The following is a 4,798-nucleotide window of genomic DNA, read 5'->3' as shown; positions in this document are numbered from 1 at the left end:
GGGCACCCCTCATGTCCTGTGCCGGAGGTGATGTCGCGTCATACCGGCGCACCTGGTGGTGTGACGCGGGGGAACCGTTCCCGACGCGGCGGCGGCCCGGGGCGTGGTCTCGGCCCCGACGGGCGCCAGGGCACCGGTCGGGGGTGGCCGGATCTGGTCGGATCTGGTCGGGATCACCCGGTGATCGGGACCGGGAGGACTCCCGGCGGTGACGGCCCCACGGCGCCGCCACGGCACGGCCGCCCGGAGACCGGCGGCCCGCCGTGGGACCGTCGGCGTCCGCGGGCGCGTGTCCGCGTGCGGATGTCCGTGGATGTCCGCGGGTGCGTGTCCGCGGGCGGGCGTCAGCCGGTCGGCGGATCCTCATCCGGGGTGTCCCGCGCGGGAGCGTCGGCGTCGGTGCCGCCTGAGCCGGTCCCGGTGCCGGAGCCACTCCCGGTGCCGGTGTCCGTACCGGCATCGCTGTCGGATCGTTCCGCCTGGGACGGCTCATCCGACGGGGACCCGGACGGCCCGCTCTCCCGCTCCGCCGTCTCCTCGGATGGTTCCCGCGCCGCCTCGGGCTCCGCCTCACGGGGTGTGTCGTCGACCCCGGCGTCCGCGTCCCCGGATGCCTCCGCCGGAAGGCCGTCCGGTTCCGCGACGCCCGCCGGAGCATCCTCGGCCGCGTCCTCCTGCGGCCCCTCCCGCTCCGCGTAGGACGCCTTCGAGGGGCGCCCGGCCGGACCGGTCTCGCGGGCGTCGCGCAGATAGGAGCCGCCGCCGTCGCCGCTCTCGGTCGCCACCCCGGGGCCCGTACTCGTCCCCGTCCCCGGACCGCCGTCGCGGCGCCGCAGATAGCGCTCGAACTCACGGGCGATGGCCTCGCCGGACGCCTCGGGCAGCTCGGCGGTGTCCCGGGCCTCCTCCAGCGTCTGGACGTACTCGGCGACCTCGCTGTCCTCGGCGGCCAGTTGGTCCACGCCGAGCTGCCAGGCGCGGGCGTCCTCGGGCAGTTCACCCTGCGGGATACGCAGCCCGATCAGGTCCTCAAGACGGTTCAGCAGCGCCAGTGTGGCCTTGGGGTTGGGCGGCTGGGAGACGTAGTGCGGCACCGCCGCCCACAGGCTCACGGCGGGCACGCCCGCGTGGGTGCACGCCTCCTGGAGGATGCCGACGATGCCCGTCGGGCCCTCGTACCGCGTCTCCTCCAGGTCCATGGTCCGCGCCAGGTCCGGGTCCGAGGTGATCCCGCTGACCGGCACCGGACGGGTGTGGGGGGTGTCGCCGAGGAGCGCGCCCAGGATCACCACCATCTCGACGCCGAGTTCATGGGCGAAGCCCAGCAGCTCGTTGCAGAAGGAGCGCCAGCGCATCGACGGCTCTATGCCGCGCACCAGCACCAGGTCGCGTGGCTTGTCGCCGCCGACGCGCACCACGGAGAGCCGGGTGGTGGGCCAGGTGATCTTCCGTACTCCGCCGTCCAGCCACACCGTGGGCCGGTTCACCTGGAAGTCGTAGTAGTCCTCGGCGTCGAGCGCCGCGAACACCTCGCCCTTCCACTCCCGCTCCAGGTGCGCGACCGCGGTGGAGGCGGCGTCGCCGGCGTCGTTCCAGCCCTCGAACGCGGCCACCATGACCGGGTCGATGAGCTCGGGCACACCGTCGAGCTCGATCACCCAGTGCCTCCTTCCGAAGTTCTCTCGCTTACGCCCCAACCTTACGGGTTACGGGGAGCCCCGCCGCAGCCCTCCCGCACGGGTGGGTGAACTTCGGCGAGACAGCCCCGCACGGGCCGCATACCCCTGATGACTCAGGATTCATCCGAGCTGTGGCCGGGATTCTCCGGCACTTCTCTGGACGGTTCCGTGGGATCGGCGCTATACATCGGATGACCAAGAGGTCCGATGTTCATTCATCCGATGTTCGGGACGCTGGGGTGAGCGCGTGAACGAGACCATCACCGGGTTCGAGGTCCACGACATCCGCTTCCCCACGTCACGGACGCTCGACGGCTCCGACGCGATGAATCCGGACCCCGACTACTCCGCCGCCTACGTGGTGGTGCGTACCGACACGGGCGCGGAGGGACACGGACTCTGCTTCACCATCGGCCGGGGCAACGACGTGGCCGCCGCCGCCATCGAGGCGCTGCGCCCCTTCGTTGTCGGCACCCCGGCGCCGCTCGGGCCCGCGGGACTGGCGGCGCTGCACACCGCCCTCACCCAGGACTCCCAACTCCGCTGGCTGGGACCCGAGAAGGGGGTCACCCACATGGCGGCCGGGGCGGTCATCAACGCCGCCTGGGACCTGGCGGCACGGCGGGCGGGCCTGCCGGTCTGGGAGTTCCTCGCCGCGATGACCCCCGAAGAGCTGGTCTCCCTGGTCGACTTCCGCTATCTGACGGATGTGCTCACCCGGGACGAGGCACTGGGGATCCTGCGCGCCGCGGCGCCCGGCCGCGCCGAGCGGGCCGCGCTGCTGCGGGAGCGCGGCTATCCCGCCTACACCACCTCACCCGGCTGGCTCGGCTACAGCGACGAGAAGCTGGTGCGGCTCGCCAGGGAGGCCGTCGCCGACGGCTTCACCCAGATCAAGCTGAAGGTCGGCGGCGACCTCGGCGACGACGTCCGCAGGATGCGGCTGGCACGGGCCGCCGTCGGCCCCTCGGTGCGGATCGCGGTCGACGCCAACCAGCGGTGGGACGTCGCCGACGCGGTGCGCTGGATGACCGCCCTCGCCCCGTACCGCCCGTACTGGATCGAGGAGCCCACCAGCCCCGACGACATCCTCGGCCACGCGGCCGTACGGGCGGGGCAGCCGGTCAAGGTGGCCACCGGGGAGCACGCCGCCAACCGGGTGGTGTTCAAACAGCTCCTCCAGGCGGGAGCGGTGGACTTCGTCCAGATCGACGCCGCGCGGGTGGCCGGGGTCAACGAGAACCTGGCGATCCTGCTGCTCGCCGCCAAGTACCGGGCCCCGGTCTGTCCGCACGCGGGCGGGGTGGGGCTGTGCGAACTGGTGCAGCATCTGGCGATGTTCGACTATGTCGCCGTCTCCGGGAGCCTGGACGGCCGGGTGATCGAGTACGTCGACCATCTCCACGAGCACTTCTGCGATCCCGCCGTGATCATCTCCGGACGGTACGCCGCCCCCCGCGCGCCCGGTTTCTCGGCGCGGATGCGGCCCGAGTCGCTCGCGGCCCACCGCTATCCCGAGGGGCCCGTCTGGCGGTCCCGGAGCACCGAGGAGATCACCTCATGAAGGCGGCGACGGCGTACACGGCGGGCGCGGGCGGTACGTTCGCGGGGATGGGCGCCCTCGTCACCGGCGGCGGCTCCGGGATCGGCGCGGCCGTGACCGCCCTGCTGCTGGCGGAGGGAGCCCGGGTCGCCGTCCTGGACCGGGACACCTCGGACGTCCCGGCCGCGGCGCTCGCCCTCACCGCCGACGTCACCGACGACACGGCGGTGCGCCGGGCCGTCGACCTGGCGGCGGCCGCGTTCGGCGCCCTGCACACCGTCGTCTCCAACGCGGGCGTCGGAGCCGTCGGGACCGTCGCCGACAACTCCGACGACGAGTGGCGCCATGTCCTCGACATCAATGTGCTCGGCATGGTCCGGGTCGCCCGGCACGCGCTGCCCCATCTGCGCGCCGCCGCCGCCGGCCGGCCCGGCGCCGTCTCGATCACCCATACCTGCTCGATCGCGGCCACCGCCGGGCTGCCCCAGCGGGCCCTCTACAGCGCCAGCAAGGGCGCGGTCCTCTCCCTCACCCTCGCCATGGCCGCCGATCACGTCCGTGAAGGGGTGCGGGTCAACTGCGTCAACCCCGGCACCGCCGACACGCCCTGGGTCGGCCGGCTGCTGGAGCGGGCCGATGACCCCGCGGCCGAGCGGGCCGCGCTCCAGGCGCGTCAGCCGATGGGACGGCTGGTGACGGCCGGGGAGGTCGCGGCCGCCGTCGGCTATCTCGCCAGCCCGGCGGCGGCCGCCGTCACCGGGACCGCGCTCGCGGTCGACGGGGGCATGCAGGGGCTGCGGCCCCGCCCGCCGCGCTGACTCCGCGCGCCCAGGGCCCTCAGAGCGTGGCGCGCAGCCACTGCTCCACGCTGGCCACATGGACCGTCGCCCAGGAGCGCGCCGCCTCCGCGTCCCGGTCCCGCAGCGCCCCCAGGATCGCCCGGTGCTCCTGGAGGGTCCGGCTCACCGCGTCCTCCTGGGTGAGCCCGCGCCAGATCCGGGCCCGGGTGGTGGGGCCCGACAGCCCTTCCAGCAGTGAGCAGAGTACGGAGTTCCCCGAGGCGCGCACGATCCGCTGGTGGAACTCCAGGTCCGCCGCGACCAGCGACTCCACCGAGGGCGTGGCCCCCAGCGCGTCCATGCGCGCGGCCAGTTCGTCCAGTTCGGCCTCGTCGATCCGGCCGGCGGCCATCGCGGTGGCGGCGGGCTCCAGAATCCTGCGTACCGCCAGGAACTCCAGCACGGTGTCATCGCGGTGGAAGTCCACCACGAAGCTCAGCGCCTCCAACAGCAGCTGGGGATCGAGGCTGGTGACGTAGGTTCCGTCGCCCTGCCGGACGTCGAGGATCCGGATCAGTGAGAGCGCCCGGACCGCCTCCCGCAGCGAGTTGCGCGAGAGCCCCAGCTCGGTGGCGAGTTCGCTCTCCTTGGGCAGCCGGTCACCGGGCCGCAGCGCCCCGGAGACGATCATTCCCTTGATCCGCTCGATCGCCTCGTCGGTGACTGCCATCCCGGCCCCCTGATCCCGGCCCATACATCGGATGTGTGAGCGTACAACGAGGGCGGCTCCACCGGAG

4 protein-coding genes are annotated in these 4,798 nt (G+C 73.3%); 2 read left to right on the top strand and 2 right to left on the bottom strand.

Going from position 1 to position 4,798, the window contains the following annotated elements; genetic code table 11:
- Positions 1-344: 344 nt before the first annotated feature.
- Positions 345-1,658, bottom strand: a complete 1,314-nt coding sequence (locus ACFVIM_RS32960; protein ID WP_384309404.1) for a PAC2 family protein — start codon at positions 1,656-1,658, stop codon at positions 345-347.
- A 346-nt stretch (positions 1,659-2,004) separates the two neighbouring features.
- Between ACFVIM_RS32960 and ACFVIM_RS32955 the strand changes: the two genes are divergently transcribed.
- Positions 2,005-3,243, top strand: a complete 1,239-nt coding sequence (locus ACFVIM_RS32955; protein ID WP_384309407.1) for an enolase C-terminal domain-like protein — start codon at positions 2,005-2,007, stop codon at positions 3,241-3,243.
- Entirely contained in the window at positions 3,240-4,040 is an 801-nt protein-coding gene (locus ACFVIM_RS32950; protein ID WP_384309401.1) for an SDR family NAD(P)-dependent oxidoreductase, read from the top strand. The genes ACFVIM_RS32955 and ACFVIM_RS32950 overlap by 4 nt, the downstream gene beginning before the upstream one ends.
- 19 nt (positions 4,041-4,059) lie before the next feature.
- Here ACFVIM_RS32950 and ACFVIM_RS32945 read toward each other — a convergent pair whose 3' ends face one another.
- Positions 4,060-4,731, bottom strand: a complete 672-nt coding sequence (locus ACFVIM_RS32945; protein WP_384309398.1) for a FadR/GntR family transcriptional regulator — start codon at positions 4,729-4,731, stop codon at positions 4,060-4,062.
- Positions 4,732-4,798: the final 67 nt, after the last annotated feature.

Origin of the sequence: Streptomyces sp. NPDC057638, from assembly GCF_042800315.1 — a bacterium.
Classification (GTDB): domain Bacteria; phylum Actinomycetota; class Actinomycetes; order Streptomycetales; family Streptomycetaceae; genus Streptomyces.
This window is presented reverse-complemented; position numbering and strand designations above follow the sequence as displayed.